General features: G+C 71.4%; 23 protein-coding genes and 2 tRNA genes. 6 read left to right on the forward strand and 19 right to left on the reverse strand.

Translation table 11 applies throughout. The annotated features are described in order from the left end of the window. Window positions 1-44: 44 nt before the first annotated feature. From E0493_RS08495 to tkt, 4 genes are all read right to left on the reverse strand, one after another. Entirely contained in the window at window positions 45-1,478 is a 1,434-nt protein-coding gene (locus tag E0493_RS08495) for an NAD-dependent succinate-semialdehyde dehydrogenase (RefSeq protein ID WP_160936492.1), read from the reverse strand. A 168-nt stretch (window positions 1,479-1,646) separates the two neighbouring features. Next, entirely contained in the window at window positions 1,647-2,843 is a 1,197-nt protein-coding gene (locus E0493_RS08500) for a phosphoglycerate kinase (protein WP_160936493.1), read from the reverse strand. Window positions 2,844-2,859: 16 nt separating this feature from the next. Then, window positions 2,860-3,876, reverse strand: coding sequence for a type I glyceraldehyde-3-phosphate dehydrogenase (gene gap, locus E0493_RS08505; protein WP_160936494.1), 1,017 nt, complete (start codon window positions 3,874-3,876; stop codon window positions 2,860-2,862). Window positions 3,877-3,918: 42 nt separating this feature from the next. Continuing rightward, the gene (gene tkt / locus E0493_RS08510; RefSeq protein ID WP_235913661.1) at window positions 3,919-5,865 is read right to left on the reverse strand and encodes a transketolase; all 1,947 of its coding nucleotides are present in this window, start codon (window positions 5,863-5,865) and stop codon (window positions 3,919-3,921) included. 309 nt (window positions 5,866-6,174) lie between these two features. On the opposite strand from tkt, the gene E0493_RS08515 reads away from it, so the two are divergent. Next, window positions 6,175-8,856 carry a bifunctional acetate--CoA ligase family protein/GNAT family N-acetyltransferase gene (locus E0493_RS08515; protein ID WP_160936495.1) on the forward strand — a complete coding sequence of 894 codons (2,682 nt, stop codon included), beginning with the start codon at window positions 6,175-6,177 and terminating at the stop codon, window positions 8,854-8,856. A 3-nt stretch (window positions 8,857-8,859) separates the two neighbouring features. On the opposite strand, the gene E0493_RS08520 is transcribed toward E0493_RS08515, so the two are convergent. From E0493_RS08520 to otnI, 3 genes are all read right to left on the reverse strand, one after another. After that, on the reverse strand, window positions 8,860-9,735 hold the full coding sequence (locus E0493_RS08520; protein WP_160936496.1) for a helix-turn-helix domain-containing protein: 876 nt from the start codon (window positions 9,733-9,735) through the stop codon (window positions 8,860-8,862). A 190-nt stretch (window positions 9,736-9,925) separates the two neighbouring features. Further along, window positions 9,926-10,807, reverse strand: coding sequence for a 2-hydroxy-3-oxopropionate reductase (locus tag E0493_RS08525; RefSeq protein WP_202396986.1), 882 nt, complete (start codon window positions 10,805-10,807; stop codon window positions 9,926-9,928). A gap of 36 nt (window positions 10,808-10,843) precedes the next feature. Next, a complete protein-coding gene (gene otnI, locus E0493_RS08530; protein WP_160936497.1) occupies window positions 10,844-11,626 on the reverse strand; it encodes a 2-oxo-tetronate isomerase in 783 nt (260 codons plus the stop codon). Between the two features lie 143 nt (window positions 11,627-11,769). On the opposite strand from otnI, the gene E0493_RS08535 reads away from it, so the two are divergent. After that, window positions 11,770-12,846 carry an AI-2E family transporter gene (locus E0493_RS08535; protein ID WP_160936498.1) on the forward strand — a complete coding sequence of 359 codons (1,077 nt, stop codon included), beginning with the start codon at window positions 11,770-11,772 and terminating at the stop codon, window positions 12,844-12,846. A 197-nt stretch (window positions 12,847-13,043) separates the two neighbouring features. On the opposite strand, the gene E0493_RS08540 is transcribed toward E0493_RS08535, so the two are convergent. Then, the gene (locus tag E0493_RS08540; protein WP_160936499.1) at window positions 13,044-14,828 is read right to left on the reverse strand and encodes a gamma-glutamyltransferase family protein; all 1,785 of its coding nucleotides are present in this window, start codon (window positions 14,826-14,828) and stop codon (window positions 13,044-13,046) included. A gap of 83 nt (window positions 14,829-14,911) precedes the next feature. On the opposite strand from E0493_RS08540, the gene phnN reads away from it, so the two are divergent. Continuing rightward, window positions 14,912-15,469, forward strand: coding sequence for a phosphonate metabolism protein/1,5-bisphosphokinase (PRPP-forming) PhnN (phnN, locus tag E0493_RS08545; RefSeq protein WP_160936500.1), 558 nt, complete (start codon window positions 14,912-14,914; stop codon window positions 15,467-15,469). Window positions 15,470-15,491: 22 nt separating this feature from the next. On the opposite strand, the gene E0493_RS08550 is transcribed toward phnN, so the two are convergent. The 9 genes from E0493_RS08550 to phnG form a co-directional block, all read right to left on the reverse strand. Then, window positions 15,492-16,205, reverse strand: coding sequence for a calcium-binding protein (locus E0493_RS08550; protein ID WP_160936501.1), 714 nt, complete (start codon window positions 16,203-16,205; stop codon window positions 15,492-15,494). 137 nt (window positions 16,206-16,342) lie between these two features. Further along, on the reverse strand, window positions 16,343-17,071 hold the full coding sequence (locus tag E0493_RS08555) for a DUF1045 domain-containing protein (protein ID WP_160936502.1): 729 nt from the start codon (window positions 17,069-17,071) through the stop codon (window positions 16,343-16,345). Next, window positions 17,068-18,207, reverse strand: a complete 1,140-nt coding sequence (locus tag E0493_RS08560; RefSeq protein WP_160936503.1) for an alpha-D-ribose 1-methylphosphonate 5-triphosphate diphosphatase — start codon at window positions 18,205-18,207, stop codon at window positions 17,068-17,070. The genes E0493_RS08555 and E0493_RS08560 overlap by 4 nt, the downstream gene beginning before the upstream one ends. Continuing rightward, window positions 18,204-18,902, reverse strand: a complete 699-nt coding sequence (phnL, locus tag E0493_RS08565) for a phosphonate C-P lyase system protein PhnL (protein ID WP_160936504.1) — start codon at window positions 18,900-18,902, stop codon at window positions 18,204-18,206. Before phnL ends, E0493_RS08560 begins: the two co-directional genes overlap by 4 nt. Next, window positions 18,899-19,672, reverse strand: a complete 774-nt coding sequence (gene phnK, locus E0493_RS08570; protein WP_160936505.1) for a phosphonate C-P lyase system protein PhnK — start codon at window positions 19,670-19,672, stop codon at window positions 18,899-18,901. The genes phnL and phnK overlap by 4 nt, the downstream gene beginning before the upstream one ends. Then, window positions 19,669-20,523 (reverse strand): alpha-D-ribose 1-methylphosphonate 5-phosphate C-P-lyase PhnJ, encoded by an 855-nt coding sequence (locus E0493_RS08575; RefSeq protein WP_160936506.1) that lies wholly within the window; start codon window positions 20,521-20,523, stop codon window positions 19,669-19,671. The genes phnK and E0493_RS08575 overlap by 4 nt, the downstream gene beginning before the upstream one ends. After that, on the reverse strand, window positions 20,520-21,605 hold the full coding sequence (locus E0493_RS08580; RefSeq protein ID WP_160936507.1) for a carbon-phosphorus lyase complex subunit PhnI: 1,086 nt from the start codon (window positions 21,603-21,605) through the stop codon (window positions 20,520-20,522). Before E0493_RS08580 ends, E0493_RS08575 begins: the two co-directional genes overlap by 4 nt. A 3-nt stretch (window positions 21,606-21,608) precedes the next feature. After that, on the reverse strand, window positions 21,609-22,178 hold the full coding sequence (gene phnH, locus E0493_RS08585) for a phosphonate C-P lyase system protein PhnH (RefSeq protein WP_160936508.1): 570 nt from the start codon (window positions 22,176-22,178) through the stop codon (window positions 21,609-21,611). Next, window positions 22,175-22,630 (reverse strand): phosphonate C-P lyase system protein PhnG, encoded by a 456-nt coding sequence (gene phnG / locus E0493_RS08590; protein WP_367614473.1) that lies wholly within the window; start codon window positions 22,628-22,630, stop codon window positions 22,175-22,177. Before phnG ends, phnH begins: the two co-directional genes overlap by 4 nt. Before the next feature lie 104 nt (window positions 22,631-22,734). Between phnG and phnF the strand changes: the two genes are divergently transcribed. Both phnF and E0493_RS08600 read left to right on the forward strand, forming a co-directional pair. Beyond that, window positions 22,735-23,508: a phosphonate metabolism transcriptional regulator PhnF gene (gene phnF, locus E0493_RS08595; RefSeq protein WP_160936510.1), complete on the forward strand. Its 774-nt coding sequence runs from the start codon at window positions 22,735-22,737 to the stop codon at window positions 23,506-23,508. Continuing rightward, window positions 23,505-24,650 (forward strand): alpha-D-ribose 1-methylphosphonate 5-triphosphate diphosphatase, encoded by a 1,146-nt coding sequence (locus tag E0493_RS08600; protein WP_160936511.1) that lies wholly within the window; start codon window positions 23,505-23,507, stop codon window positions 24,648-24,650. Before phnF ends, E0493_RS08600 begins: the two co-directional genes overlap by 4 nt. A 41-nt stretch (window positions 24,651-24,691) precedes the next feature. Here the strand turns inward: E0493_RS08600 and E0493_RS08605 are convergent. Together E0493_RS08605 and E0493_RS08610 are read right to left on the reverse strand one after the other, a co-directional pair. Beyond that, window positions 24,692-24,767: transfer RNA gene (locus E0493_RS08605), tRNA-Asn, on the reverse strand. Between the two features lie 82 nt (window positions 24,768-24,849). Next, a tRNA-Cys gene (locus E0493_RS08610) sits at window positions 24,850-24,923 on the reverse strand. A 132-nt stretch (window positions 24,924-25,055) separates the two neighbouring features. On the opposite strand from E0493_RS08610, the gene E0493_RS08615 reads away from it, so the two are divergent. Then, window positions 25,056-25,715 carry a protein-L-isoaspartate O-methyltransferase family protein gene (locus E0493_RS08615; RefSeq protein ID WP_160936512.1) on the forward strand — a complete coding sequence of 220 codons (660 nt, stop codon included), beginning with the start codon at window positions 25,056-25,058 and terminating at the stop codon, window positions 25,713-25,715. The last annotated feature ends 143 nt before the right edge of the window (window positions 25,716-25,858 follow it).

The raw sequence follows: 25,858 nt of genomic DNA on the forward strand, positions 1-25,858 counted from the left end.
CGGGGGAGCGATCCCCCGGCCTTCTTCTTTGCCTGAAGGCGGCCTTACAGGCCGGCCTGCGAGACGAACTTGGTGATGAGGTAGGCCTCGATTGCCTCCGAGCCGCCCTCGGAGCCGTAGCCGCTGTCCTTGATGCCGCCGAACGGCACTTCCGGCAGGGCGAGGCCCAGGTGGTTGATGGTCATCATGCCGCTCTCGACCTTGCTGGCGACGGCATTCGCCGTCTTGGCCGACCTGGTGAAGGCGTAGGCGGCCAGGCCGTAGGGAAGGCGGTTCGCCTCCTCGACGACCTCGTCGAACTCCCGGAACGGCACCATCAGCGCCATCGGGCCGAAGGGCTCCTCGTTCATGGCGCGCATCTCGCGCGTCAGCCCGGTGATGACCGTCGGCTCGTAGAAGTAGCCCTTGTTGCCGATGCGGTTGCCGCCGGTGCGGACCTCGGCGCCCTTCTGGCGGGCGTCGGCGACCAGCGCCTCCATGGCGGGGATGCGGCGGTCATTCGCCAGCGGCCCCATCTGCACGCCTTCCTCCAGGCCGTTGCCGACCTTGAGCGACTTCGCGTAGCCGACGAACTTGTCCACGAACTGGTCGAACACCTTCTCCTGCACCAGGAAGCGCGTCGGCGAGACGCAGACCTGGCCGGCGTTGCGGAACTTGCTGCCGGCGAGGGTCTTGCTGGCGAGGTCCACGTCGGCGTCGTCGAACACGATCGCCGGGGCGTGGCCGCCCAGCTCCATGGTCGCGCGCTTCATGTGCTTGCCGGCCATCTCGGCCAGGTGCTTGCCCACCGGGGTGGAGCCGGTGAAGGTCACCTTCTGGATGAGCGGGTGCGGGATCAGGTAGGAGGAGATCTCCGCCGGCACGCCGTAGACCAGGCCGACCACGCCCTTCGGCAGGCCCGCATCCAGGAAGCAGCGGATCAGCTCGGCCGGGGAGGCCGGCGTCTCCTCGGGCGCCTTGACGATGATGGAGCAGCCGGTGGCCAGCGCCGCGGAAAGCTTGCGCACCACCTGGTTGATCGGGAAGTTCCAGGGCGTGAAGGCCGCCACCGGCCCGACCGGCTCCTTGATGACGAGCTGATAGACGCCCTCGGCGCGCGCCGGGATCACGCGGCCATAGGCGCGGCGGGCTTCCTCGGCGAACCAGTCGATGACGTCGGCGCCGGCCATCACCTCCATCTTCGCCTCCGGCAGGGGCTTGCCCTGCTCCAGCGTCATCAGGCGGGCGATGGAGTCGGCGCGCGAGCGCAGCAGGTCGGCGGCCTTGCGCATCAGCTTGGAGCGCTCGAAGGCGGAAACCTTCTTCCAGGTGGCGAAGCCGCGCTTCGCGGCCTCCAGCGCCTCGTCGAGATCCGCCTCGGAGGCGTGCGGCACGGTGCCGATCTGCTCTTCGGTCGCGGGGTTCAGGACGGGAATGGTGCGGCCGCCGGTCGCGGCGCGCCACTGGCCGTCGATGTGGAGCAGGACGTCATTGTACATCGCAACGTCTCCTCATGCTTCAGAGTCCGGCGGAATGTGGCGCCAATACCGCCACCACGCCACCCCTGGCCGGGCATGTTTTCGGGCTGCCATGCGCGCAGGCCATGGCTCCGGCGCGGCAAGAAGAAACCCCCGGCCTGTCACCAGGCCGGGGGTTGGTGAAGCGCCTCAGGCGGCTTCGAGCACCGCGACGCCGGGCAGCGTCTTGCCTTCCAGCCATTCCAGGAAGGCACCGCCGGCGGAGGAGACATAGGTCATGCGGTCCGCCACGCCGGCGTGGCGCAGGGCGGAAACCGTGTCGCCGCCGCCGCCGATGGTCTTGAGCCCGGCCGAGGTGGTCAGCCCCGCCGCCATCTGCGCCACCTGCACCGTGGCGGTGTCGAAAGGCGGGATCTCGAAGGCGCCAAAGGGGCCGTTCCAGACCAGCGTGGAGGCGCGCTTCAGGCGGGATTCCACGCTGGCCACCGTCTTCGGCCCGACGTCGAGCGCCATCATGTCCGGCGGCACGTTGTCCACCGCGACCGTGCGGCTCGGCGCGTTGGCGGCAAAGGCCTCGGCCACCACGAGGTCCTCGGGCAGCAGCACCTCGCAGCCGGCGGCCTTGGCCTCGTCGAGGATGCGCAGCGCCGTGTCGTGCATCTCCGCCTCCTGCAGCGACTTGCCCATCGGCTTGCCCTGCGCGGCGAGAAAGGTGTTGGCCATGGCGCCGCCGATCACCAGCACGTCCACCTTGCGCGACAGGTTGCCGAGCAGGTCGAGCTTGGTGGAGACCTTGGCGCCGCCGACGATGGCGACCACCGGGCGCGATGGAGTGCCGAGCGCGGCGTCCAGCGCCTCCAGCTCCGCCTGCATCAGCCGGCCGGCATAGGAGGGGAGCTTGCGCGCCACCCCCTCCGTGCTGGCATGGGCGCGGTGCGCGGCGGAGAAGGCATCGTTGACGAAGACGTCGGCGAGCTTCGCCAGCGCCTCCGCCATGGCGGGGTCGTTCTTCTCCTCGCCGGCGTGGAAGCGGGTGTTCTCCAGCACCAGCACCTCGCCGTCCTTCAGCGCGGCGACGGCGGCCTCGGCCTCGGGGCCGATGCAGTCATCGGCGAAGGCGACAGGCTTGCCGAGCGCGTTGCCGAGCGCCGCGGCGATCGGCTTCAGCGACATCTCCGGCACCCGCTTGCCCTTCGGCCGCTCGAAATGGCTGCAGACGATGACGCGCGCGCCCTTGTCGGCCAGCTCGCGGATGGTGGGGATGAGGCGCTCGATGCGCGTGCGGTCGGAGATCTGACCGTCGCGCACCGGAACGTTCAGGTCGGCGCGCAGCAGAACCCGCTTTCCGGCGGGTTCGAGCTGATCGAGTGTCCGGAAGCGGGCCATCTGCTGCGCCTCGTTCTCAGAGCTTGCCGTAGTAGGCGGCGGTGTCCGACATGCGGTTGGAGAAGCCCCACTCGTTGTCGTACCAGGACATCACGCGCACCAGCCCGCCATCGACCACCTGCGTCTGCGTGGCGTCGAAGGTGGAGGAGGCCGGATTGTGGTTGAAGTCCACCGAGACGAGCGGCGCGGTGTTGTAGTCGAGGATGCCCTTCAGCTCGCCCTCGGAGGCCGCCTTCATCGCCGCGTTGATCTCGTCCTTCGTCAGGCCGGTCTTGCCCGGCACGAAGTCGAGGGAGACGAGGGAAACGTTCGGCGTCGGGATGCGGATGGCGGTGCCGTCCAGCTTGCCCTTCAGCTCCGGCAGCACGAGGCCGACGGCCTTGGCCGCGCCCGTCGAGGTCGGGATGGCCGAGACGGCGGCGGCGCGGGCGCGGTGCAGGTCCTTGTGCAGCGTGTCCACGGTGTTCTGGTCGCCGGTGTAGGCGTGGATCGTCACCATGTAGCCGCGCTCGATGCCGAACTTCTCGTGCAGCACCTTGGCCACCGGCGCCAGGCAGTTGGTGGTGCAGGAGGCGTTGGAGACGATCTTGTCCTCCGCCGTCAGCGTCTTGTGGTTGACGCCGTAGACGATGGTCTTGTCCGCGCCCTCGCCGGGGGCGGAGATCAGCACCTTGCGCGCGCCGGTGCCGAGCAGCACCTGCGCCTTCTCGCGCGCGGTGAAGATGCCCGTGCACTCGGCGGCGATGTCCACGCCGTCCCACTTCAGCTTGGTCGGGTCGCGCTCGGCCGTCACCTTGATCGGGCCCCAGGTCTTGCCGTGGGCCTTGATGGTGATGCTGTCGCCCTCGACGATCACCTCGCCGGGGAAGCGGCCGTGCACGCTGTCGTAGCGGAACAGGTGGGCGTTGGCCTCGACCGAGCCGAGATCGTTGATGGCGACGAACTCGACATCGTCGCGGCCAGCCTCGCAGGCGGCGCGCAGCACCAGACGCCCGATCCGACCGAAGCCGTTGATGGCGACCTTAACAGCCATGGTGTCGTTCCCTTCTCGTTCCTGATGGTTGTGCGAATTGGGTCAGGCGGCCTTGCGGCGGACGGCGGCGACGACCGCCTCGGCCGTGATGGCGAAGTGACGATAGAGGTCTTCTGCCGGAGCCGAGGCGCCAAAGCCGGTCATGCCGATGAAGGTTGCATCACGGCCAAGCCAGCGCTCCCAGCCGAAGCCGAGCGCGGCCTCGATGCCGACGCGCGGGGCCTCGCCCAGCACGGCCTCACGGTAGCTCTCGTCCTGCAGGGCGAACAGCTCCCAGCAGGGCAGGGAGACCACCGCGGTCGGAATACCTTCCGCCTCCAGCGTGGCGCGCGCCGCCATGGCGATCTGCACCTCCGAGCCGGTGGCGATCAGCGTCGCGCGGCGCGGGCCGGACGCCTCGGCCAGCACGTAGCCGCCGCGGGCCGCGCGGTTCTCGCCCGCCTCCTGGCGCAGCGCCGGCAGGTTCTGGCGGGAGAGCGCCAGCACCGAGGGGCCGTCGGCGCGCTGCACCGCCAGCTCCCAGCACTCGGCCGTCTCCATCGCGTCCGCCGGACGGAAGACGTAGAGGTTCGGGATGGCCCGCAGGCTGGCGAGCGTCTCCACCGGCTGGTGGGTCGGGCCGTCCTCGCCCAGGCCGATGCTGTCATGCGTGTGCACATGGATCACCCGCTGGCGCATCAGCGCCGCGAGGCGGATCGAGGGCCGCATGTAGTCGGCGAAGACCAGGAAGGTGCCGCCATAGGGAATGATGCCGCCGTGCAGCGCCAGGCCGTTCATGGCAGCGGCCATGCCGTGCTCGCGGATGCCCCAGTGGACGTAGCGGCCGGCGAAGTTGCTCGGTGTGATCGGACCGAAGCCCTTGACGTTGGTGTTGTTCGAGCCGGTGAGGTCGGCCGAGCCGCCGATCAGCTCCGGGATCGCCGGCACCAGGGCCTCCAGCGCACGCTGGCTGGCGACGCGGGTGGCGACCTTCGGCTTGTCCTCGGCGATCCTGGCGCGCAGCGCGGCGCTGGCCTCGTGCCAGCCCTCCGGCAGGCGGCCGGCGATGGCGCGCTCGAAATCGGCCTTCTGCGGATGGTTCGCCAGCCGCTTCAGCCAGGAGCGGCGGGTGCCGGCGGAGCGGCGCCCGGCGGTCTCCCAGTTGGCCTTGATGTCCTCGGGAACCTCGAAGGGCGCGCTGGTCCAGCCCAGCGCCTCCTTGGCCGCCGCCACCTCGCTGCCGCCCAGCGGGCTGCCATGGGTGCTGGCGGTGCCGGCCTTGTTCGGCGCGGCGAAGCCGATGATGGTCCGGCAGGCGATCAGCGTCGGCTTGCGGCTGCGGGTCGCGGCTTCCAGCGCCTTCTCGACCGCCACAGGGTCATGCCCGTCCACCCGCTTCACCGCCCAGCCATAGGCCTGGAAGCGCTTCAGCATGTCGTCCGAGCAGGTCTGGCCGACGTCGCCGTCGATGCAGATGCCGTTGTCGTCCCACAGGACGGTCAGCTTGCTGAGCTGAAAGTGCCCGGCGATGGAGGCCGCCTCGTGGCTGATGCCCTCCATCAGGCAGCCGTCGCCGGCGATCACCCAGGTGCGGTGGTCCACCAGGCTCTTGCCGAAGCGCGCGGCCAGGATGCGCTCGGCGAGGGCCATGCCGACGGCATTGGCGAAGCCCTGCCCGAGCGGCCCGGTGGTGGTCTCGATCGCCGGATGCTCACCGAACTCCGGGTGCCCGGCCGCGACGGCATGTAGCTGCCGGAAGCGCTTCAACTCTTCGATGCCGATGCCGGCATGGCCGGACAGGTGCAGCCAGGAATAGAGCAGCATGGAGCCGTGGCCGGCGGAGAGCACGAAGCGGTCGCGGTCCGGCCAGCGCGGGTCGGCGGCGTCGTATTTGAGGAACTTGCTGAACAGCACCGTCGCGGCGTCGGCCATGCCCATGGGCATGCCGGGATGGCCGGACTTGGCCTGCTCGACCGCGTCCATGGCAAGCGCGCGAATGGCATCCGCCATCCGCCGGAGTTCCGTCAGCGGCAGGGAGAGGATCTTCGCCTGTGCCGCCAGCGCGGGGTTCTGAGCAAGATCGGGGAGGGGAGCGACGCTGGCCAAGACTGGCAACCTCTCTGGCGATGACACGGGCTATAAAGGCGGGATTACGGGGCGGCAACCCACGGGGACTTCACGCCCCCTCAAGCCGTCCTCCCGTCGCGTTGCGGCTGCCCTTACTCCGGGCTCGCCGCAGTTTCCAGCCTCGCGCCCCGCTAATGCGGCGGCGGAGTGTGTTATGCAGCGCCGCACCGAGCGTCACGCGACGGATCGACCATGAAGCTCCCCTTCGCCTTGCCCCGGCCCACCAAGGGCTTCCAGCAGACGGCCCTGTTCCGGCCCCGCTCGGTCGTCCTGGTCGCCGACCCCGCGCTGCCGGAGGCGGCGCTGCTGGCGCGGAACCTCGCGGAAGGCGGCTTCAAGGGCAACCTGCACGTTGTCGGCATGGCTGCGGACGGGCTGGTGGCCGCCCCCGACATCCCCGCCCTGCCCGAGGTGCCGGACCTCGCCGTCCTCTGCATCGCGCCCGATGCCCAGCCGGCGGCAATGGCGGCACTGGCCGCCCGGGGCTGCTTCGCCGCGGTGGTGCCGGTCGCCGCCCCGGAGCTGGCGGAGCTTTCCGAACGGACGGGCGTGCGCGTGCTGGGCGCCCACAGCTTCGGCCTCTGCCTGCCCGCCCTCGGGCTGAACGCCAGCCTGTCCCACATGGCGCCCAGGCCGGGCCGGCTGGCGCTGCTCACCCAGTCGCCGGCCATGGCGCGCACGATCATCGACTGGGCAGCGGGCGAGGAGCTGGGCTTCAGCCATATCATCGGCATCGGCACCAACCTGGGCCTCGGCTTCGCCCTCTCGCTGGACTGGCTGGCGCGCGAGCCGGAGGCGGGCGCGGTGTTGCTGGACCTCCGGCGCATCAAGAGCCGTCGGCTCTTCATTTCCGCCGCCCGCGCGACCGCCCGGACCCGGCCGGTCGTGGCAATCCGCCCCGGCGGCAGGCAGGCCGACGCCACCGGCATCGCCGACGCGGTGATGGAAGCGGCCCTGCGCCGCGCCGGCGTGCTGCGCGTCGGCGGCCTGGAGGACCTGCTCTCGGCGGCCGAGACCCTGGCCCGCCTGCGCCCGGCCAGCCGCAGCGGCAGGGATGCCCTGGCCGGCGACCGGATCGCCATCGTGGCCAATGGGCAGGGACCGGCGCAACTCGCGGCCGATGCCGTGCTGCAGGGCGGCGCCCGCCTGGCCGTGCCGGGCGAGGCGGCGCGCGCGGCCATGGCCTTCACCATGCCATCCTTCGCCATGCCATCCCTCGCCACGTCGGGGGGAGGTGGCTCCAACCCCCTGGTGGTGCCGCCCGACCAGAGCCACCGCCTGGCCGAGGCGGCCAGCATGCTCGCGGCCCTGCCGGAGGTTGATGCGGTGGTGGCGGTTCATGCGCCGGCGCCCGGACAGGACGGCGAGGTGGCCGCCAGCGCCCTCGCCGCCGCGGCGAAGGCGACACGGGGCGCGCCGGTGCTGGTGGCCTGGCTGGGGCAGGCCACCGCTGCGCCGGCGCGGCGGCGGCTGGCCGAGGGCGGCCTCGCCGTGTTCCCCACGCCGGAAGCCGCCATACGCGGCGCCCTGCATCTCGCGATGGACCGCCGCAACCGCGCCGCCGCGGCGGAACTGCCGGCCCGCGAGGCGCTCGAACTCACGCCCGATCGCGACGCCGTGCGCCGGCTGATCGACGGCATGCGGGCGGAAAGCCGCGTGAACTTCACCGAGGCGGAAGCGCTGCGGGTGCTGCAGGCCTATGGGCAGCCGGTGGTCGCCGGCCAAGCCGTGCCCGGCGTGGACGCGGCGGTGGCGGCGGCCATGCGCCTCGGCTTTCCCGTGGTGTTGAAGATTCTCAGCCCGGACCTGCCGCGCAAGACCGAGGTGGGCGGTGTGGCGCTGGGGCTGAAGGACGTGGCGGGCCTGCGTGCCGCCGCCGCCGCCATGCTGGCGCAGGTGCGCGCTGCCCGCCCCGAGGCCCGCATCGACGGCTTCCTTGTGCAGCGCCAGGCGGCCGGCGGCGGCCGGCAACGCGGCCACGAGTTGCGCTTCCGGCTGGGCGACGACCCGATGTTTGGCCCCTGGATCAGCTATGGCCGCGGCGGCACCACCTCCGACTTCGAGCCGGACGTGGCCTTCGACCTGCCGCCGCTGAACCGTACGCTGGCCCTGGCGCTGATCCGCCGCACCCGCAGCGTGCGTCTGCTGGAAGGCTTCCGCGACCAGGCGCCGGTGGACATCAACCTGCTGGCCGACGCGGCGGTGCGGCTCTCGCAGATCGCGGTGGACTTTCCGGAGATCGAGGATCTCATCATCAACCCGTTGCTGGCCGACGGCAGCGGCGTGCTGGCTCTCGATGCCTCGGGACGCCTGCGCCTGCCCGGGGTCGTGGCGCAGCTCGCCGTTCCGCCCTATCCGGCCGAGCTGGCGCGCCCCTGGATTGCCCCGGATGGCCGCGGGCTGACGGTACGCCCCATCCGCCCGGAGGACGCGGCGGCCCATGCCGAGGCCTTCCGGCACCTGCGCCCGGAGGACGTGCGCTGGCGCTTCTTCAGCCTGCTGAAGGAACTGCCGCCGGCCCAGATCGCGCGCATGACGCAGATCGACTACGACCGCGAGATGGCCTTCGTGGCGACGGAAGCGCTGCCCGACGGTGGTTGCCGCACCGTGGGCGTCGCCCGGCTGATCCGCCAGCCCGGCAGCGACGAGGGCGAGTTCGCGGTGGTCACCCTGCCAGGCTGGCGAGGCCAGGGCCTCGGGCGGCACCTGATGGAGCGCCTGTTCGAATGGGGCCGCGGGCAGGGGGTTGAGACGGTGGTCGGTCAGGTGCTGGCCGACAACGTCCCGATGATCGCGTTTGTCCGCGCCCTCGGCTTTGCGCTGAAGCGCTCGGCCGAGGATGAGGACGTGCTGGAGGCCCGGCTGGAGCTCTGAGGCTCAGCGCGGGCCCACCTCGCGGATCAGGTCGCGCACGCGGGCGGCGGCGGCGGGACCCTTCAAGGCGCTGCGCCACGCGGCCTCGGCGACGCGCTGGTGCACCATGACCGCCTCGTCCGCGCCGGTGATGGTGCCGACGCCGATGCCGGGGCTGGCGGTCATGTCGGCCGGGAAGGGGCTGGTGCAGACATGCGCACGGTCCCGCCCGCGCAGCACCAGGAAGTTCCCGGCCGGCTCGGAAGCCAGAAGCCCGAGCTGCAGCCCGATGGGGACGCTTTCCATCAGGTTGGCGATGCTCTCCGCCTCGCTCCGGGCGGCCAGCCGGCACCGCGTGCGGGTGCGCTCGGACAATGCCAGCCCCCCGGCCACCCCCTCGCCCAGGAAGCGCCGCAGCGCGGCCTCGGAGAGCATGGCGATGATGTTGGCGCGGCGGGACTGGTGCAGCTTCTTGCGGGCCGCCAGCAGCCCAAGCGCTTGGTCCGCCACCGCGCGGGCGGCCACGCGCTCCTGAGCGGCATCGGCGGCCTCGGCCCAGGCTTCCGCCAAGGCGCCATCGAAAGCCTCGGTGGTGGTCTGATAGCAGTAGGGATCGCCGACCTGGAGGATCTGGTCGGACTGCTCCTCCACCTGCCGCAGGCGCTCCTGGAAGGCGATCGGGCGCGAGAAGTACTCGACCCCGATGCCCAGGAGAGAGAGGGGCGAGATCTTAAGCAGTTCGGCCAGCCGCCGGATCGTATCCAGCTTGATGACCTCGCCCTTCTCGTAGCGGTAGAGGGCAGCGCGAGAGACGCCGAGACGCGCTGCGATCTCCTCAGCGCGTAGCCCGGATTCGAGACGGTAGGCCCGCAGTTGCTGGCCGATATCGGCGAAACGCATGACCCCTCTTGACGATATCAACCATGAAAACGGTGTTGGGCGAGAATGAATCTCACCCGGCGGATTTCAGCCAGAAAATGCGGGCTGAGACATCGAATGGCAATCTCTAATCAATCCTGATGCGCCCTGCCTGCTGCACACTTTCCAGTGGACGCCGAGATTATACAACCAGGAGGTTAATTTCTTCTCTTCATGAACCAATTTTATGGGATGCCAGCGTCTCCAGCGCCTGAACCATGGCGGAATGGTCGAGTCCCGCGCCCCCGGCCGCCACGCAGGCGGAGAAGAGTTGCTGCGCCGATGCGGTGTTGGGCAGCGCGACGCCCAGTTCCTTCGCGGACTGCAGGGCCAGGTTCAGGTCCTTCTGGTGCAGCACGATGCGGAAGCCCGGATCGAAGGTGCGCTTGATCATCCGCTCGCCGTGCAGTTCCAGGATCCGGGAGGTGGCGAGCCCGCCCATCAGCGCCTGCCGCACCTTCGCCGGATCGGCGCCTGCCTTGCTCGCGAAGACCAACGCCTCGCCCACGGCCTCGATGGTCAGCGCGACGACGATCTGGTTGGCAACCTTGCAGGTCTGTCCTGCGCCGTTCGCCTCGCCGACCAGCGTGATGTTCTTGCCCATCGCCTGGAACAGCGGCAGCGCGCGGTCGAAGGCCGCCTGCGGGCCGCCGACCATGATGGTCAGGGTCGCCTGCTTGGCGCCGACCTCGCCGCCGGAAACCGGCGCGTCGAGGTACTCGCAGCCCTTTTGGTTGATGCGCCTGGCGAAGTCCTTCGTGGCGGTCGGGCTGATCGAGCTCATGTCGATCACCAGCTTGCCCGGCTGCAGCCCTTCGGCCACGCCCTTCGGGCCGAACAGCACGGCCTCGACATCGGGCGTGTCGGGCACCATCAGGATCACCACCTCGGCGGCGCCGGCGACGGCGGCCGGGTCCGGCAGCACCTTCGCGGCGGCGCGGATGTCCTGCTTGAGGCTGGCGCGGTCCGGCACGAGCAGCTCGTGCCCTGCTTCCTTCAGGTGCAGCGCCATGGGGTGGCCCATGATGCCAAGGCCGATGAACCCGATCTTCATGATGACCTATCCTTCCTCTTGCCCAAGGGCCTCTCGTCAGCCGGCCTTGTAGGGCGCGAACCAGCCCAGCCCCGCAACCGTCTCCCCGCGCGGCCGGTACTCGCAGCCGATCCAGCCGCGATAGCCCAGCGCGTCGATGCGCTCGAACACATAGGGCCAGTTCACCTCGCCGGTGCCCGGCTCGTTGCGGCCGGGCACGTCGGCCACCTGCATATGCGCGATCAGCGGCAGGTGCTTCTCCACCCGCTTGACGATGTCCCCCTCCGTCACCTGGCAGTGGTAGAGGTCGAACTGCAGGCCGAGCTTCTCCGGGCCGATCGCCTCGATGATGGCGGCCCCCTGGTCCATCGTGCGCAGGAACAGGCCGGGGATGTCGCGCTGGTTGATCGGCTCGATCACCGGCTTCACGCCGGCCTTGGCGCACTCCTCGGCCGCCCAGGCAAGATTGACGGCGTAGATGGCGGTCAGGGTGTCGTGCGGCACGCCCTGCGGCGCCAGGCCCGCCATCAGGTGCAGCCGGGGGCAGGAGAGGGCGGCGGCGTACTCGAGCGCCGTCTTCAGCCCTTCGCGGAACTCCGCCTGCCGGCCGGGCAGGGCGGCAAGCCCGCGCTCCCCCTTGGTCCAGTCGCCCGGGGGTGCGTTGAACAGCACCTGCCGCAAGCCGTTGTCGGCCAGCCGCCCGGCGATCTCGGCGGCCGGATGCTCATAGGGGAACAGGAACTCGACCGCCTCGAATCCCGCGGCCCGCGCCGCCGCGAAGCGGTCCAGGAACGCCATCTCCTGGAACATCATGGACAGGTTGGCGGCGAAGCGTGGCATCTCGGCGGTTCCTCTTCCCGGGCGAAGCGCTCGCCCTCCCTCCCGGCACGCTAGAGCGATGGCGCGGAAGCGCAAGAGCTTGTCAGACAAGGGGCCTCGCCCGGCCGCTGGCGAAAGCGTCCCCACTCGGGCACATTCCGCGCATGAGTCCCCCTTCTTCGCCGCCGGACCGCGCCTTGCGTCCGGCGCGGCTGCTCGGCCTCGCGGCCCTGGCGGCCCTGCTGCTCGGCTGCCTGCTGGTGCTGCGGCCCTTTCTCTCGGCGCTGCTCTGGGCAGCCATTCTCGCCTTCTGCACATGGCCCGCCTTCCGCACCCTGCGGGACCGCCTGGGCCTTTCGCCGACACTGGCCGCGCTGGCCATGGTGACGCTGGAGATGCTGCTGGTCGGGCTGCCGCTGCTGCTTGCCGCGCCGATCAGGGCGGAGGACGTGCAGGGGTTGCGCAGCAGCGTGGAAGGGCTGGTCGCGGGCGGCCTGCCGGGCCTGGGCGACAAGCTGGCCCGCATCCCCTGGATCGGCGACTTCCTCTACGAGCGCTGGCAGTCTCTGCAGTTCGATTTCAGCCCGGTGACAAACCTGCTGCAGCCCTATGCGGGCGTGATCGCGCAGCAGGCGCTGGGCATCCTGCTGGCGTTGCTCTCCGGCATCGCGGAACTGGTGCTCGCCATTCTGCTTTCCTTTTTCTTCTACCGCGACGGGCCGCGCATGGCGGCGGGGCTGGAGGCGATCGTCGGCCGCATGGCCGGGCCGCAGGCGCGCCGTCTGGTGCAGCTCACCGCGAATGTGACCATCGGTGTGGTCTATGGCCTGCTCGGCACCGCGGTCGCGCAGGGCGTGCTGACGGGGATCGGCCTCTGGATCGCGGGCGTGCCGCAGCCGGTGCTCCTCGGGGTGGTGGCGGGCGTGATCTCCATCCTCCCGGTCGGCGCGCCTTTGGTCTGGCTGCCGGCATCCCTCTGGCTGTTCAGCCAGGGCTCCACCGGCTGGGGCATCTTTCTGCTGATCTATGGTGCCGGCGGCATCAGCAGCGTGGACAACGTCATCCGCCCCTGGCTGATCAGCCGCGGCGCCGACCTGCCGCTGCTGCTGACCATCCTGGGCGCCCTGGGCGGCGTGCTGGCCTTCGGCTTCCTTGGCCTGTTCCTCGGCCCGGTGCTGCTGGCCGTCGGCTTCACCCTGCTGCGCGACTGGGCGGAGGAGGAACCGCAGACCCTGCGCTAGCGAGCGCCCGTCCGCGAAGTTCGTGGGCCTGCCCACGAACGCCGCCGACCGGCAGGCCCCCGAAAGCGAGGCACCGGGATGGTTTCCGGTCGCCTCCGCTCCCTTCATCCGCGGCGTCTTGCTGATCCGACCAGCGTCTTCACCCGATCAGGCGATTCCACCTGATCGGGATCTGCTCTCGGTTCCGCCTCCGAACTTCAGCGGCCGGCGGCGTAGCCCTGCATGCCGCGCGGGTTGGCGCCGGCGAAGATCTGCCCGTCCGGCTCCTGGCGAACGGCGGAAAGCCGGCCCTCGGACCACTCGCCGCCGAGTTCCGCCTTGTGGCCGCGGGCCTTCAGCTCCTCCAGCACCGCCGGGCCGTAGCGGCCCTCCAGCACCACCTTCCCCGGGCGCGCGACGCGCGGCCAGAAGCTGGAGGGCCAGTGCTCGGTGTGGAAGGAGGGCGCGTCGATCGCCTGCTGGATGTTCAGGCCATGATCCAGCATGCGCAGCAGCATGATGGGCTGCCACTGGTCCTGCTGCTCGCCGCCCGGCGTGCCGAAGGCCATCCAGGGCCTGCCGTCGCGCAGCGCCATGCCGGGCGAGAGGGTGGTGCGGGGGCGCTTGCCGGGCTTCAGCCCGTTCGGCAGGGTCTCGTCCAGCCAGAACATCTGGCCGCGCGTGCCCAGGCAGAAGCCCAGGTCGGGGATCGCCGGCGAGGACTGCAGCCAGCCGCCCGACGGCGTCGCCGAGACCATGTTGCCCCAGCGGTCGATGACATCCACATGGCAGGTATCCGCCCCCGAGACGCCGAGCCGCGAAACCGTCGGCTCGCCCACCCCGGCAACCTCCGAAAGCTTCTGCGCGCGATGGGCGGCCGCGTGGTCCACCCAGGCGCGATGGCCGGGAAGCGCGCCAGGGCGCAGCTCCAGGGAGGCGTCCCTGCCCAGCAGCTTGCGGCGCTCCGCGTTGTAGGCCTCGGAGAGCAGCGTCTCCATCGGCACCTCGCCGAAGTCGGGGTCGCCGTAGTAGGCCTCGCGGTCGGCGAAGGCGAGCTTCATCGCCTCGACCACGTGGTGCGCGAACTCGGCGCCGAGTGGGTCCATCGCCGCGAGGTCGAAGCCCTGCAGGATGGCAAGCGTCTGCAGCATCGCCGGCCCTTGGCTCCAGGCGCCGCACTTCAGCACGGTGGTGCCACGGTAGTTGTAGGCCAGCGGCGATTCGACGGGAGCGCGCCACCGCGCCATGTCCTCGCCGGTCAGCACGCCGCCATGCACCTCCCCGGAGGCGTCCAGCACCTCGGTGGTGCGGCAGAAGCGGTCGATCGCCTCGGCGACGAAGCCCTCGTACCAGGCGCGGCGCGCGGCATCGATCTGCGCCACGCGGTCGCCGCCGGCGGCCTCGGCTTCCTTCACCACGCGGGCATAGGTCGCGGCCAGCGTCGGGTTGGCCCAGAGCTTGCCGGCGCGAGGGCCGCCGTCGCGCAGCCACAGCGCCGCCGAGGTCGGCCAAGCCCGCTCGAAGAGCGGCCGCACCGTCTCCACCGTCGCGGCGATGCGCGGCACGTAGTGGATGCCGCGCTCGGCATAGCCGATGGCGAATTCCAGCACCTCGCCCAGCTTCCAGGTGCCCCAGTCGCGCAGCATGGTGGCCCAGGCGTCAAAGGCGCCCGGTACCATCGCGGGCAGCAGGCCGGTGCCGGGGATCAGTTCCAGACCCAGATCGCCCTTCACCTTTTCCACCGTCAGGCCCGCCGGCGCGACGCCCTGGCCGCAGATCACCTTCTGCACGCCCGCCTTGCCGTCGTGGATGATGATCGGGCAGTCGCCCAGGGGGCCATTGAGGTGCGGCTCCGCCACCTGGAGCGTGAAGCCGGCGGCGGCACCGGCGTCGAAGGCGTTGCCGCCACGCTCCAGCACCGCCATGGCCACCTGGCTGGCGATCCAGTGCGTGCTGCCGACGGCGCCGAAGGTGCCGGCGATCTCCGGGCGGGTGGTGAACATTTCATGGCTCCAGGCTGGGGTGCTTGCTCCAACGTCTCTGCGCGCCGAAAACCCCGGGGTCAACGGGCAGGGGATGACAGGCGATGACGGGCAGGCTGGTGGCGGTGGTTGGCCCCTCCGGGGCGGGCAAGGACACGCTGCTCGGCGCCGCCCGACTCACCCTGGCCGAGGACCCCCGGTTCGTCTTTGTTCGCCGCGCCATCACCCGCCCGGCGGAAACGCGCAGCCATGCCGGCGCGGAGGCGCATCTGCCGCTGAACGAAGCCGCCTTCGCCGAAGCCCGGGCGGCCGGCGCCTTCGCCCTGCACTGGCAGGCGCATGGCCTGCACTACGGGATCCCGCGGGAAATTCAGGCGCGGATGGCGGAAGGGCGCGTGGTGGTGGCGAACCTGTCGCGCGCGGTGCTGAGCAGCGTTCCGCCGGCCTATCGCCTTTGCGTGCTGCTTGTCACCGCGCCTCCGGCCGTGCTGGCGTCGCGCATCGCCGGGCGCGGACGCGAGACGCCGCAGGAGATCGCCCGCCGCCTCCAGCGCGAGGCGCTGCTTCCGGAAGGGCTGGACGTGCGCGAGGTCATGAATGACGGCACGCCGGAGGAAGGCGCGGCGCGACTGGTCGGGGTGCTGCGGGCGCTAGCCGGGTGATGGCCAGCGCGCCGCGTGTCCGTCAGGCGAAGATGACGTCCCCGGCCTGCAGCTGCTGCACGCCCACCAGCTCGATCTCGCCCTGCTCATAGACCGCGTTGAAGCTCAGCAGCAGGCCGCCCGCGACATTGCTCACGGTCAGCCCCTCCGCCGGCACGGCATAGCCGGTCAGGTCGATGTGGTCGGTCCCGGGCGTGAAGTCGAGGATGACATCGCGTCCACCGTTGGCATCGCCCCCCACCTCGGAAAACGTGCCATAGGCGTAGACGAAGGTGTCGGCGCCGGCGCCGCCTTGCAGGACATCCGCCCCCCGGCCGCTGTACAGCACGTCGTCCCCGGCATCGCCGAACAGGATGTCGTTGCCGCTGCCGGCGACGAGGATGTCGTTGTTCTCGCCGCCGAAGAGCCGGTCGGCTCCACCCCCCGAGATGATGATGTCGTTGCCGAGGCCGCCCACGAGGATGTTCGGGCCGTCCGCGGAGGCCAGCACATCCGTCTGGCCAGGGCTCACGCCGGCGGCGCCGTAGCCGAAGATCGTGTCGTCGCCAGCACCGCCATAGACGACGTCGGATCCGTAGCCGGCGAAAATGGTATCGTTGCCTAGTCCGGCGAAGATGAAGTTGTTGCCAGGTGGCGTAACATTGTCCGGGAAGCCATCCCCATAGATGACATCCCCCTCGACATGCATGGTGAAGAAAAGAATGTCACGAGCGGGGGTGCCGTAAAAGGTCGCCATCAGGAAATTCTTCCAAGCTGCAAGGTAAATCGGCCGGCAGGCTAGCTAAAGCTGAAGGCATTTTCCCTCGCTCATTGGCCATTTTCGCTTGGATGTTGGTAAAATTCCCGTGGATACGCCAGTTTCCATTTATAATTCTAGAGGGGTCGCAAATTTAGAACATTTGGCGGGAAGGCCTGATCCTTTCCCTGGCCCATGAGCGGTAAGCGCTCGGCGATCAGAAAAGGGGCTCCGGATGCAGCCTGTGTGAACAGGCAAAGCTCTCGTACCACGCGTGGCCGGCCGGCAGCCTCGGCGAGAACCGCATTCGCCGCCGCGTGCAGAACCGGCCGTTGCTCGCCGGACAGGCGGCAGGAGAGCGTCAGGTGGAAGCGCCACTCCTCAAAGACATGCGGGTAGCCCCAGGCCTCCAGGTAGCCACGCTGGCGGGCGCTGAGTCGCTCCGGACGCCGGCGTGCGAGCTCGGCCTCGGCGGGCGGCGCGCGATGAGCGTCGAGCTGGCGCACGCAGGCGTCGGCGAAAGCATGGAGGGCGGGGCAGGGCTCGCACACGCGCAGGGCCAGGAAGCCGTCGAGGTCGGCGATGCGCAGGGGCGGCAGGGCGAAAGGCGGCACCGCCGCCGCGAGCTCCGCCGCCGCCGCCCGCGCTGCCGCATAGGAGGTGGCAAGGTGGAAAGGCGGCTTCAGCGTGGCGTGGAAGCCGTAGCGCCGCGCGTCGGCCGTGAGAGCGTGCAGGTCCAGGCCCGGCACGCCCGGTTGCGGCAGCGCGGCGCCCGTCTCCGCATCGCGTCCCAGCCATGCGGAAGCGGCGGCGTGCAGCGGGTCCGAGACCTCGGGAGCCCAATAGAGGGCAAGCCGCATGCTCATGCCACCCGCTCTCCGCCGCGCCAGACGGCACGGATCACCGGCATCTCGCCGAGCGGGCGGATGCGCACCAGGTCGGCCCGCAAGCTCGCCTCGATGCGGCCGCGATCGGCCATGTGCAGCATCCGCGCCGGCGCGTCGGTGATGGTGGCCACGGCGGCGGGCAGGCCGATGCCGGTCTCGCCGACGGCGCGCCAGGCGGCCTCGATCATCGCCGGCGGCACGTAGTCGCTGGCGAAGGCGTCCACCAGCCCGCCGCGCAGCAGGTCGGCCGCCGCGACGTTGCCCGAGTGGCTGCCGCCGCGCACGATGTTGGGCGCGCCGGCGATGATTTTCATGCCGTGCCGGTGCGCCGCCTCGGCCGCCATGCGCGAGACCGGAAACTCGGAGATCAGGATGCCATCGGCGGCGTTCTGCTCGATTTCCGCCTCGTTCCAGTCGTCATGGCTGGCCAGCGGCATGTCGCGGTGCGCGAGGCGTTCGAGCAGGGCGCGGCGCTGCGGCGCGCGCAGCCGCTCGCGCTGGTCCACCAGTTCGCGGATTCGGCGCTCCACCTCCTCGACCGACTTGCCGCCGCGCTGGCGCATCTGCCGGTAGCGGTCGATGTCCAGATACTGGCCGACGCCGGGGGTGTGGTCCATCAGGCTGACCAGCCGCACGGCGGGATGGTCGGCCACCGTGTCCAGCAGCGGCAGCAGGTCGGCGGCCGGCAGCTCGCAGCGCAGGTGCAGGAAGTGCTCGCTCTTCAGCAGGCCGGTGGGCGCCAGCGCGTCGAGGTCGCGCACGCCGTTGCGGAAGGTCTCGGTGCGTTCGGCGTCGAAGCCGAGATCGCCGAGGCAGAGCGCGTCCAGCACCGTGGTGACGCCGGCCGCCGCCGTCTGCGCGTCATGCGAGAGGAAGGCGGAGCGGGAGGGCCAGCGCGCCAGGCTGCGCGGCTGCACCTGGCGCTCCAGGTTGTCGGTATGGACGTCCACCACGCCTGGGATGAGGTGGTCGCCCTCCAGGTCAAGCGCGCTGGCGAGCTGGCTGCGGCCGGGCTGCACCTCGGCGATGCGGCCCGCGCGCAGCACCAGCGTGCCGGGCACGACGCGGTCCGGCAGGACCAGCAGGGCGTTGGTAAGGATGGTCTCGGGGGTCATGCGGCATCCCGGATGGGCAGGACTTCGAAAAGGCGGTCGGCGACGCGGTCGCGCACGTCGAGGTCGTGGAAAATGCCGACCAGGGCGGCGCCGGCCTGCTTGGCCTCGCTGATCAACGCGATCACCACCTCGCGGTTGGCGGCGTCGAGGCTTGCGGTCGGCTCGTCCAGCAGCAGCACAGGGTAGCCGGGCGCGAAGCCGCGCGCGAGGTTGACGCGCTGCTGCTCGCCGCCGGAGAAGGTGGCGGGCGGCAGGCCGTGCAGCCGCTCCGGCAGGTTGAGCCGCAGCAGCAGGGCGCGGGCGCGCTCCCGCGCCGCCTCGGGTGCGATGCCCTGCGCGACCAGCGGCTCGGCCACCACGTCGAGCGCCGGAACGCGGGGAATGACCCGCAGGAACTGCGAGACATAGCCCAGGGTCTGCCGGCGGATGACGCGCGTGGCGCGGGCATCGGCGGCGGTCAGCTCCACATCCTCGCCCTCGTGACGCACCCAGATGCGGCCCTGCTCGGCGCCGTAGTTGCCGTAGAGGCAGCGCATCAGGGTGGACTTGCCGGCACCCGAGGGGCCGGCCAGCACCACGCACTCCCCGGGCGCGACGGCGAGGTCCACGTCCACCAGCACCGGGATGCGCAGGCCGCCCTGCAGGTGCAGCCGGAAGCTCTTGCCGAGCCCCTCGGTCCGAAGCGCCGGGCTCATGCCGCCAGCACCGAGGCGACGAGCAGTTGCGTGTAGGGATGCTGCGGATCGTCCAGCACCCGGTCGGTCAGCCCGTGTTCCACCACTTCCCCCCGCCGCATCACCAGGATGCGGTGCGCCAGCAGCCGCGCCGCGGCGATGTCGTGCGTCACCAGCAGCACGGCGATGCCGAGATCCGCCACCAGCGAGCGGATCAGGTCCAGCAGGCGCGCCTGCACGGACACGTCGAGCCCGCCGGTCGGCTCGTCCATGAAGACCAGGCGCGGCCGCGTCACCAGCGTGCGGGCGATCTGCAGCCGCTGCTGCATGCCGCCCGAGAAGGTGCGCGGCAGGTGGTCGATCCGCCCGGCCTCGATCTCCACCCGCTGCAGCCAGGCGGCCGCCTCCTCGCGGATCGCGCCGTAGTGCCGCGCGCCCACCGCCATCAGCCGCTCGCCGACATTGCCGCCGGCCGAGACGCCCATGCGCAGCCCGTCGCGCGCGTTCTGGTGCACGAAGCCCCAGTCCGTGCGCATCACCCGGCGCAGCGCCGCCTCGCCCATGGTGTGGACGGAATGCTCGCCGCCATCCGGCGCGCGGTAGAGCACCTCGCCCGCCTCGGGCCGCATCTGGCCGGCGAGCACGCGCAGCAGGGTGGACTTGCCCGAGCCGGACTCGCCGACGATGGCCACCACCTCGCCGGGATGAATGTCGATGGCCACATCGGCCAGCGCGGGAACGGCGCCGAAGGAAAGTCGCAGGCCCGAGGCTTCGAGGATCGGCGCGCTCATGCCGCGTCCTCCTGCCGGCTGGCCTGCCGGGTCTCGCAATAGTCGGTGTCGGAGCAGACGAACATCCGGCCGCCGCGGTCGTCGGTCACCACCTCGTCGAGATAGGAGCTGCGCGAGCCGCAGAGCGCGCAGTGCGCGTCCGCGCGGTGCGGCCGGAAGGGATGGTCCTCGAAGTCGAGGCTGCGGACCTCGGTATAGGGCGGCACGGCGTAGATGCGCTTCTCGCGCCCGGCGCCGAAGAGCTGGAGGGCGGGCATGCGGTGCATCTTCGGGTTGTCGAAGGCCGGGATGGGCGAGGGCGACATCAGGTAGCGCCCTCCGACCATGACGGGATAGCTGTAGGCCGTGCTGATATGGCCGTGCCGGGCGATGTCCTCGTAGAGCTTCACATGCATCAGCCCGTAGTCGGCCAGGGCGTGCATGCGCCTGGTCTCGGCGAGGCGCGGCTCCAGGCGGAACAGCGGCTCCGGCATCGGCACCTGGTAGACCAGGATCTGCGCCTCGGTGAGCGCCTGCTCGGGGATGCGGTGGCGGGTCTGGATGACGGTCGCCTCGGCGGTACGCGTCGTGGTCCCGACGCCCGCGACGCGGTTGAAGAAGCGGCGGATGGAAACGGCGTTGGTGGTGTCGTCCGCGCCCTGGTCGATCACCTTGAGCACGTCGCGCGGGCCGAGCACGGCGGCCGTCACCTGGATGCCGCCGGTGCCCCAGCCATAGGGCAGGGGCATCTCGCGCGCGCCGAAGGGCACCTGGTGGCCGGGGATGGCCACCGCCTTCAGCAGCGCGCGGCGGATCATCCGCTTGGTGTTCTCGTCGAGATAGGCGAAGTTGTAGGCGGGGTCGTGGCTCATTCCGCCACCTCCTGCGGCGCGGCGGCGGTGGCGCGCATCCGGCGCACCACCTCAAGCTCGCTCTGGAAATCCACGTAGTGCGGCAGCTTCAGGTGCTCGACGAAGCCTGTCGCCTCGACATTGTCGGAATGCATCAGGACGAACTCCTCGTCCTGCGCGGGCGCGGCGCGCTCCTCACCCAGCTCGCCGGCCATCAGCGCGCGGTCCACCAGCGCCATGGACATCGCCTTGCGCTCGCCGCGCCCCAGCACCAACCCATAGCCACGGGTGAACTGCGGCGGCTCGGCCTTGGAGCCGTGGAACTGATTGACCATCTGGCACTCCGTCACCTCGACCTCGCCGATCTCGATCTCGAAGCCCAGCTCGGGCGGGGTGAAGCACACGGTGGCGCGGCCCTGCCGGATCTCGCCGACAAAGGGGTGGTTGTTGCCGTAGCCGCGCTGCGTCGAATAGCCGAGGCCGAGCAGGAAGCCCTCGTCGCCGCGCGCCAGGTTCTGCAGCCGGGCCGGGCGGCCGGCGGGGAAGGCCAGCGGCTGGCGGGTGAGGTCGGCGGGCTCGTCCTCGCTGGCGCGCTCGCGCCGCATCAGCCCCTCGCGGGCCAGCAGCTCGGTGACGCGCGGCGCCTCGGCCAGCCCCTCGGCGGCCTGGGGCGCCGCCTCCGGCGCGCCACCCTCTGCCGCCAGGGCGAAGTCGAGCAGGCGGTGGGTGTAGTCGTAGGTCGGCCCAAGCACCTGGCCGCCCGGCAGGTCCTTGTAGGTGGCGGAGACACGGCGGCGCAGGCGCATCCTGCCGGTGTCCAGCGGCGCGGCATGGCCGAAGCGGGGCAGGGTGGTGCGGTAGGCACGCAGCAGGAAGGCAGCCTCGATCAGGTCGCCCTGCGCCTGCTTGATGGCGAGCGCCGCGAGGCCACGGTCATGGCAGGCGCCCTCGGCCATCACGCGGTCCACCGCCAGCCCGAGCTGCTGCTCGATCTGCGCCACATCCAGCTCCGGCTGCGCCGTGGCGCCCCGGCGGGTCTCGGCCAGCCAGGCATGGGCATTACCGATCGCCTGTTCGCCCCCCTTGACGGCAACATAGGCCATGGGTCAGCCCTCCTCGATGCGGGTGGTGCGCGGCAGGGCAGCGATGGCCTCGCCGGCGCAGAGGATGATGTCCACGCCGCGCGGATAGCGGCCGCGCTGGGCCGCCCAGGCGGCGCGGAAGCCCTCCGGCGCGCCGCCGACCCGGAGACGGTGCTCGTGCTCGATGCCCGGGCCGCTGAGCCGCCAGCCCTGGCCCGCCTCCAGCGCGGCCGCCTGCCAGACCAGCGTGGCGCCGGCCTCCGGCGCCTCGTCGGTGCCTTGGGGCAGGGCCGCGATGTCCGGCGGCGTGCCGGTGGCCAGCACGAAGGCGGCCTCGGCCGGCGTGGTGGCGATCGGGCAACCGCAGTGGAAACGGACCCATTCGGCTGCCTCGTCGCCGGCATCGAGCCAGAGCGGCGTCTCGGCATCCACCAGGGTCAGCAGCACGGCGGCGGTGGCGGGGGCGAGCGGCGCGGGCGGCTGCAGCGGCGCGGCCAGCCGCTGCACGCGACCGGGGCGGCTCATCGCCTCCAGCACCGCCCGGAAGCAGGACTGCGCGTCGAGGACGGGATCGGTGAAGCCGGGGCGCATCATCGCATCGTCGCCATGGTGAAGAACTGCACGCGGGTGGCGGCGGCCTTGCGCGCCTCGGCCTTGTCAAGCGCGGCCTGCGCGGCGGCGAGGGGGGCGATCACCGCCGCCATCAGGGAGGGACGCCGCGCCGGATCCTGCAGGGCGGCGTCCAGCACGGCGGCCAGCTCGGCCTGCGCCTGGTCGCGCCCGGCGATGTAGGCATGGCCGACCGCGCCGCAGGGCAGGCTGACGGAGCAGCGCGTCACCGTCATCTCGGAAAGGTTGAAGGCGGCGCCGTCGCCGCCGGCGCGGCCACGCAGCATCACCAGCCCGGTTTCCGGGCCGCGCAGGCGGGTATGGGGCGGCAGGGGAGCGGCATCGGCGAGATGGGCGCGGATCGCCTCACCGCCGGCGCGGGCCAGCACCGCCATCCAGCGGCGGCGCTCTTCGGAAGGGGCGGCAGGATCGGACACGGGAGCCTTCGGATCAGGTTGAGACATCTAGACAACTAGATATCCGCCCGGTTACCGTCAACGCGAAATTGCCACGCCAGATCCGGGTTGGACTTGAAGTTTCCATGACGCTGCCTGCCGATCCCGCCGCCGAGACCGACACCACCCTTGCCCGCGGCGAGGGCATCGCCCTCTGGCGGCAGATCGCCGCCGAACTGGAGCGCGGCATCACCAAAGGTGCCTTGGGGCCCGGCAGCCGCCTGCCCACCGAGGCGGCGCTGGCCACCCGCCACGGGGTCAACCGCCACACCGTCCGCCGCGCGCTGGAGTCGCTGGCGGCGCGCGGGCTGCTGCGCATCGAGCAGGGGCGCGGCTCCTTTGTGGCGGAGGACGTGGTGGACTACCCGCTTGGCCCGCGTACCCGCTTCTCCGAGGTGATCCGGGCGCAGAACCGCGAGCCCGAGGGCCGCATCCTGCGCGTCAGCGAAGCTCCCGCCGCTGCGGCGGTGGCGGAGGCGCTGCGGCTGCCTCCCGGCCGGCCCGTGCTGACCGTCGAGCGCCTGGGGCTGGCGGATGGCCGCCCGGTGGTGCTCGGCCTGCACCACTTCCCGCTGCCGCGCTTCGCCGGCCTGGGCGCGGCGCTGGAGGGGCATGGCTCCATCACCCGTGCCCTGGCGCTGAGCGGCCTGCCCGACTACCGCCGTGCCTGGACCCGCCTGACCGCCCGCCTGCCCACCGCCGAGGAAGCGACGCTGCTGCGCCAGGCGCGAGCACGGCCGGTGATGCTTGCCGAGGCGCTGAGCGTCGATCCCGCCGGGCGGCCGATCGACTTCACCCTGTCGCGCTACGCCGCCGGGCGCGTGCAGGTCATCGTGGAAGGCGGCGGAGCCGAGGCATGACGGACTGGACCATCACCGCCGGCCGGGTGTTGCGCGACGGGGCGCTGCATCACGCCGACCTGCATCTTTCCGGCGGCGTGGTGGCGACGCAGGCCACGCCCGCCGCACGCCGCCTCGCTGCGGAGGGATTGCTGGTGCTCCCCGGCATCGTGGACATCCATGGGGACGCGCATGAGCGGCAGTTCCAGCCACGCCCCGGCATCGGCATGCCGGTCGCCATGGCGCTGCGCGATTCCGAGGCGCAGATGCTGGCCGCCGGCATCACCACGGCCTTTCTGGGCGTGACGCTTTCCTGGGAGCCGGGGCTGCGCTCTGTCCAGGCTTGGCGCACCCTGCTCGCCGCGCTTGATGCCGCGCGGCCGCATCTGGCCACCGACCTTCGCATCCACCTGCGCTTCGAGGCGGATAATCTCGCCGCGCTGGAGGAGGCGGTGGCGGACATCGCCGCCGGGCGCGTGCACCTCGTGGCGTTCAACGACCACACGCCAGGCATCCTGCGGAAGCTCGGCTCCGACTCCGCGGCCACGAAATACGCGGAGCGGGCGGGGATGAGCGCGGCAGAGTTTCGCGAGCTGGCGGAGCGCATCGCCGCCGGCCGCGACGCGGTGCCGGCGGGGCGGGAGCGCCTTGCCGCCGCGGCGCGCGCCGCCGGCCTGCCGATGGCCAGTCACGACGAGGGCAGCCTCGCCGAGCGCGCGAGCTTCCGCGCGCTCGGGGCCGCGATCTGCGAGTTCCCCATGGCGGAGGAGGTTGCGCTGGCGGCGCGGGAGGCGGGCGAGGCCGTGGTGATGGGCGCGCCGAACGTGGTGCGCGGCGGCAGCCATCTCGGCTGGGCCAGTGCCGCGCCACTGGCGGAGCGCGGCATCGTCACCGTGCTGGCCTCCGACTACGTCTGGCCTGCCCTGCTGGAAGCGCCCTTCGTGCTCGCCCGGCGGGGCGTGCTGGACCTGCCGGCGGCCTGGGCGCTGGTCAGCGCCAACCCTGCCCGTGCCGCCGGTCTGGCGGATCGCGGCAGGCTGCAGCCCGGTCTGCGCGGCGACGTGGTGGTGGTTGATCCCGTGCGGCGCGCACCGGTGGCGAGCTTCTGCGCCGGCCGGCTCGCCTGGGTTTCGTCGGAGGGGGCGGCGCGCCTCGCGGCCTGAACGCGGAAGGGGGCGCCGCTTCCGGCGCCCCCTTCCTTGATTGGCTCCCCGAGTTGGACTCGAACCAACGACCTAGCGATTAACAGTCGCGTGCTCTACCAGCTGAGCTATCGGGGATCAGCGTGTGGCGGGCGCTATAGCGGGCTGATCCGGCGGCTGCAAGAGCCGTTTGAAATCGTTCCGCCATCGCGCGGTAGTCTGGAGGCCCGAGCCGGAATTGAACCGACGTACGCGGATTTGCAGTCCGCTGCATCACCACTCTGCCATCGGGCCTTGCGCGCTGTATCGGGCGCCGGCGGCTCCCGGTCAAGGGTGCCATGCGCTTGGCCGCCCCCATTCCCGCGCCTATAAGGCCGGGCAGGGCAGGGGAAGCGGTTCCTGCCTGGCATTTGAGGACGGCAGGCGATGGATTTCGCGGGTGCGCGCAAGTGGATGGTGGACGGGCAGCTTCGTCCCAACAGGGTGACCGATCCGCGCGTCATCTCCGCCATGCTGGACCTGCCCCGGCACCGCTTCGTGCCGGCGGACATGCAGGCCCGCGCGTATGCGGATGAGGATGTGCCGCTGGGCAACGGCCGCGTGCTGATGCAGCCGATGAACCTCGCCCGGCTGATGCAGGTCAGTGAGCTCCGCTCCGGCGAGTCCGTCCTGCTGGTCGGCGCGGGCACCGGCTTCGGCGCGGCCGTGCTGGCCCGCATGGGCGGCCGGGTGACCGCGCTGGAGAGCGACGCGACCCTGGCCGCGGTGGCGCGCGAGGTTCTGGGCGAGGTTTCCCTCGCGCCCGGCGGCGTGCAGATCATCGAGGGCAACCTCGCGGCCGGCCACGCGGCCGGCGCGCCATTCGATGCCATCATCATCCAGGGCCAGGTGCAGGAGGTTCCTCCCGCGCTGGTGGAGCAGCTCGCCGAGGGCGGCCGCCTGGCCGCGGTGCGCCGTCCGCCGGGCCGGGTGGGCACGATCGTGGTTGGCCGTCGCCTGGGCGGCGTTTTCAGCACCGCGCCGGCCTTTGACTGCATGACCGCCTCGCTGCCCGGCCTCGCGCCGGAGCCCGGCTTCGCCCTCTGAGCAAGGGCTGCTGCGGCCGGCGGAACCGCGCTGGCCGCACAGGCCGTGCTTCGCTACTCTCCCGCCGCCCCGGGTAAGCCCCGCATTCCAGCCGAGGAGACGTTCCGTGCCCCAGATCGCCGCGAGACTGCGAGTTGTGTTGG

Source organism: Teichococcus coralli (assembly GCF_009829925.1).
Lineage (GTDB): Bacteria > Pseudomonadota > Alphaproteobacteria > Acetobacterales > Acetobacteraceae > Pseudoroseomonas > Pseudoroseomonas coralli.

Excerpts from the sequence above, each read along its gene's own strand:
- E0493_RS08495 (WP_160936492.1), bottom strand. The coding sequence starts at position 1,478 with ATGTACAATGACGTCCTGCTCCACATCGACGGCCAGTGGCGCGCCGCG.
- E0493_RS08500 (WP_160936493.1), bottom strand. The coding sequence starts at position 2,843 with ATGGCCCGCTTCCGGACACTCGATCAGCTCGAACCCGCCGGAAAGCGG.
- gap (WP_160936494.1), bottom strand. The coding sequence starts at position 3,876 with ATGGCTGTTAAGGTCGCCATCAACGGCTTCGGTCGGATCGGGCGTCTG.
- tkt (WP_235913661.1), bottom strand. The coding sequence starts at position 5,865 with ATGGCGGATGCCATTCGCGCGCTTGCCATGGACGCGGTCGAGCAGGCC.
- E0493_RS08515 (WP_160936495.1), top strand. The coding sequence starts at position 6,175 with ATGAAGCTCCCCTTCGCCTTGCCCCGGCCCACCAAGGGCTTCCAGCAG.
- E0493_RS08520 (WP_160936496.1), bottom strand. The coding sequence starts at position 9,735 with ATGCGTTTCGCCGATATCGGCCAGCAACTGCGGGCCTACCGTCTCGAA.
- E0493_RS08525 (WP_202396986.1), bottom strand. The coding sequence starts at position 10,807 with ATGAAGATCGGGTTCATCGGCCTTGGCATCATGGGCCACCCCATGGCG.
- otnI (WP_160936497.1), bottom strand. The coding sequence starts at position 11,626 with ATGCCACGCTTCGCCGCCAACCTGTCCATGATGTTCCAGGAGATGGCG.
- E0493_RS08535 (WP_160936498.1), top strand. The coding sequence starts at position 11,770 with ATGAGTCCCCCTTCTTCGCCGCCGGACCGCGCCTTGCGTCCGGCGCGG.
- E0493_RS08540 (WP_160936499.1), bottom strand. The coding sequence starts at position 14,828 with ATGTTCACCACCCGCCCGGAGATCGCCGGCACCTTCGGCGCCGTCGGC.
- phnN (WP_160936500.1), top strand. The coding sequence starts at position 14,912 with ATGACGGGCAGGCTGGTGGCGGTGGTTGGCCCCTCCGGGGCGGGCAAG.
- E0493_RS08550 (WP_160936501.1), bottom strand. The coding sequence starts at position 16,205 with ATGGCGACCTTTTACGGCACCCCCGCTCGTGACATTCTTTTCTTCACC.
- E0493_RS08555 (WP_160936502.1), bottom strand. The coding sequence starts at position 17,071 with ATGAGCATGCGGCTTGCCCTCTATTGGGCTCCCGAGGTCTCGGACCCG.
- E0493_RS08560 (WP_160936503.1), bottom strand. The coding sequence starts at position 18,207 with ATGACCCCCGAGACCATCCTTACCAACGCCCTGCTGGTCCTGCCGGAC.
- phnL (WP_160936504.1), bottom strand. The coding sequence starts at position 18,902 with ATGAGCCCGGCGCTTCGGACCGAGGGGCTCGGCAAGAGCTTCCGGCTG.
- phnK (WP_160936505.1), bottom strand. The coding sequence starts at position 19,672 with ATGAGCGCGCCGATCCTCGAAGCCTCGGGCCTGCGACTTTCCTTCGGC.
- E0493_RS08575 (WP_160936506.1), bottom strand. The coding sequence starts at position 20,523 with ATGAGCCACGACCCCGCCTACAACTTCGCCTATCTCGACGAGAACACC.
- E0493_RS08580 (WP_160936507.1), bottom strand. The coding sequence starts at position 21,605 with ATGGCCTATGTTGCCGTCAAGGGGGGCGAACAGGCGATCGGTAATGCC.
- phnH (WP_160936508.1), bottom strand. The coding sequence starts at position 22,178 with ATGATGCGCCCCGGCTTCACCGATCCCGTCCTCGACGCGCAGTCCTGC.
- phnF (WP_160936510.1), top strand. The coding sequence starts at position 22,735 with ATGACGCTGCCTGCCGATCCCGCCGCCGAGACCGACACCACCCTTGCC.
- E0493_RS08600 (WP_160936511.1), top strand. The coding sequence starts at position 23,505 with ATGACGGACTGGACCATCACCGCCGGCCGGGTGTTGCGCGACGGGGCG.
- E0493_RS08615 (WP_160936512.1), top strand. The coding sequence starts at position 25,056 with ATGGATTTCGCGGGTGCGCGCAAGTGGATGGTGGACGGGCAGCTTCGT.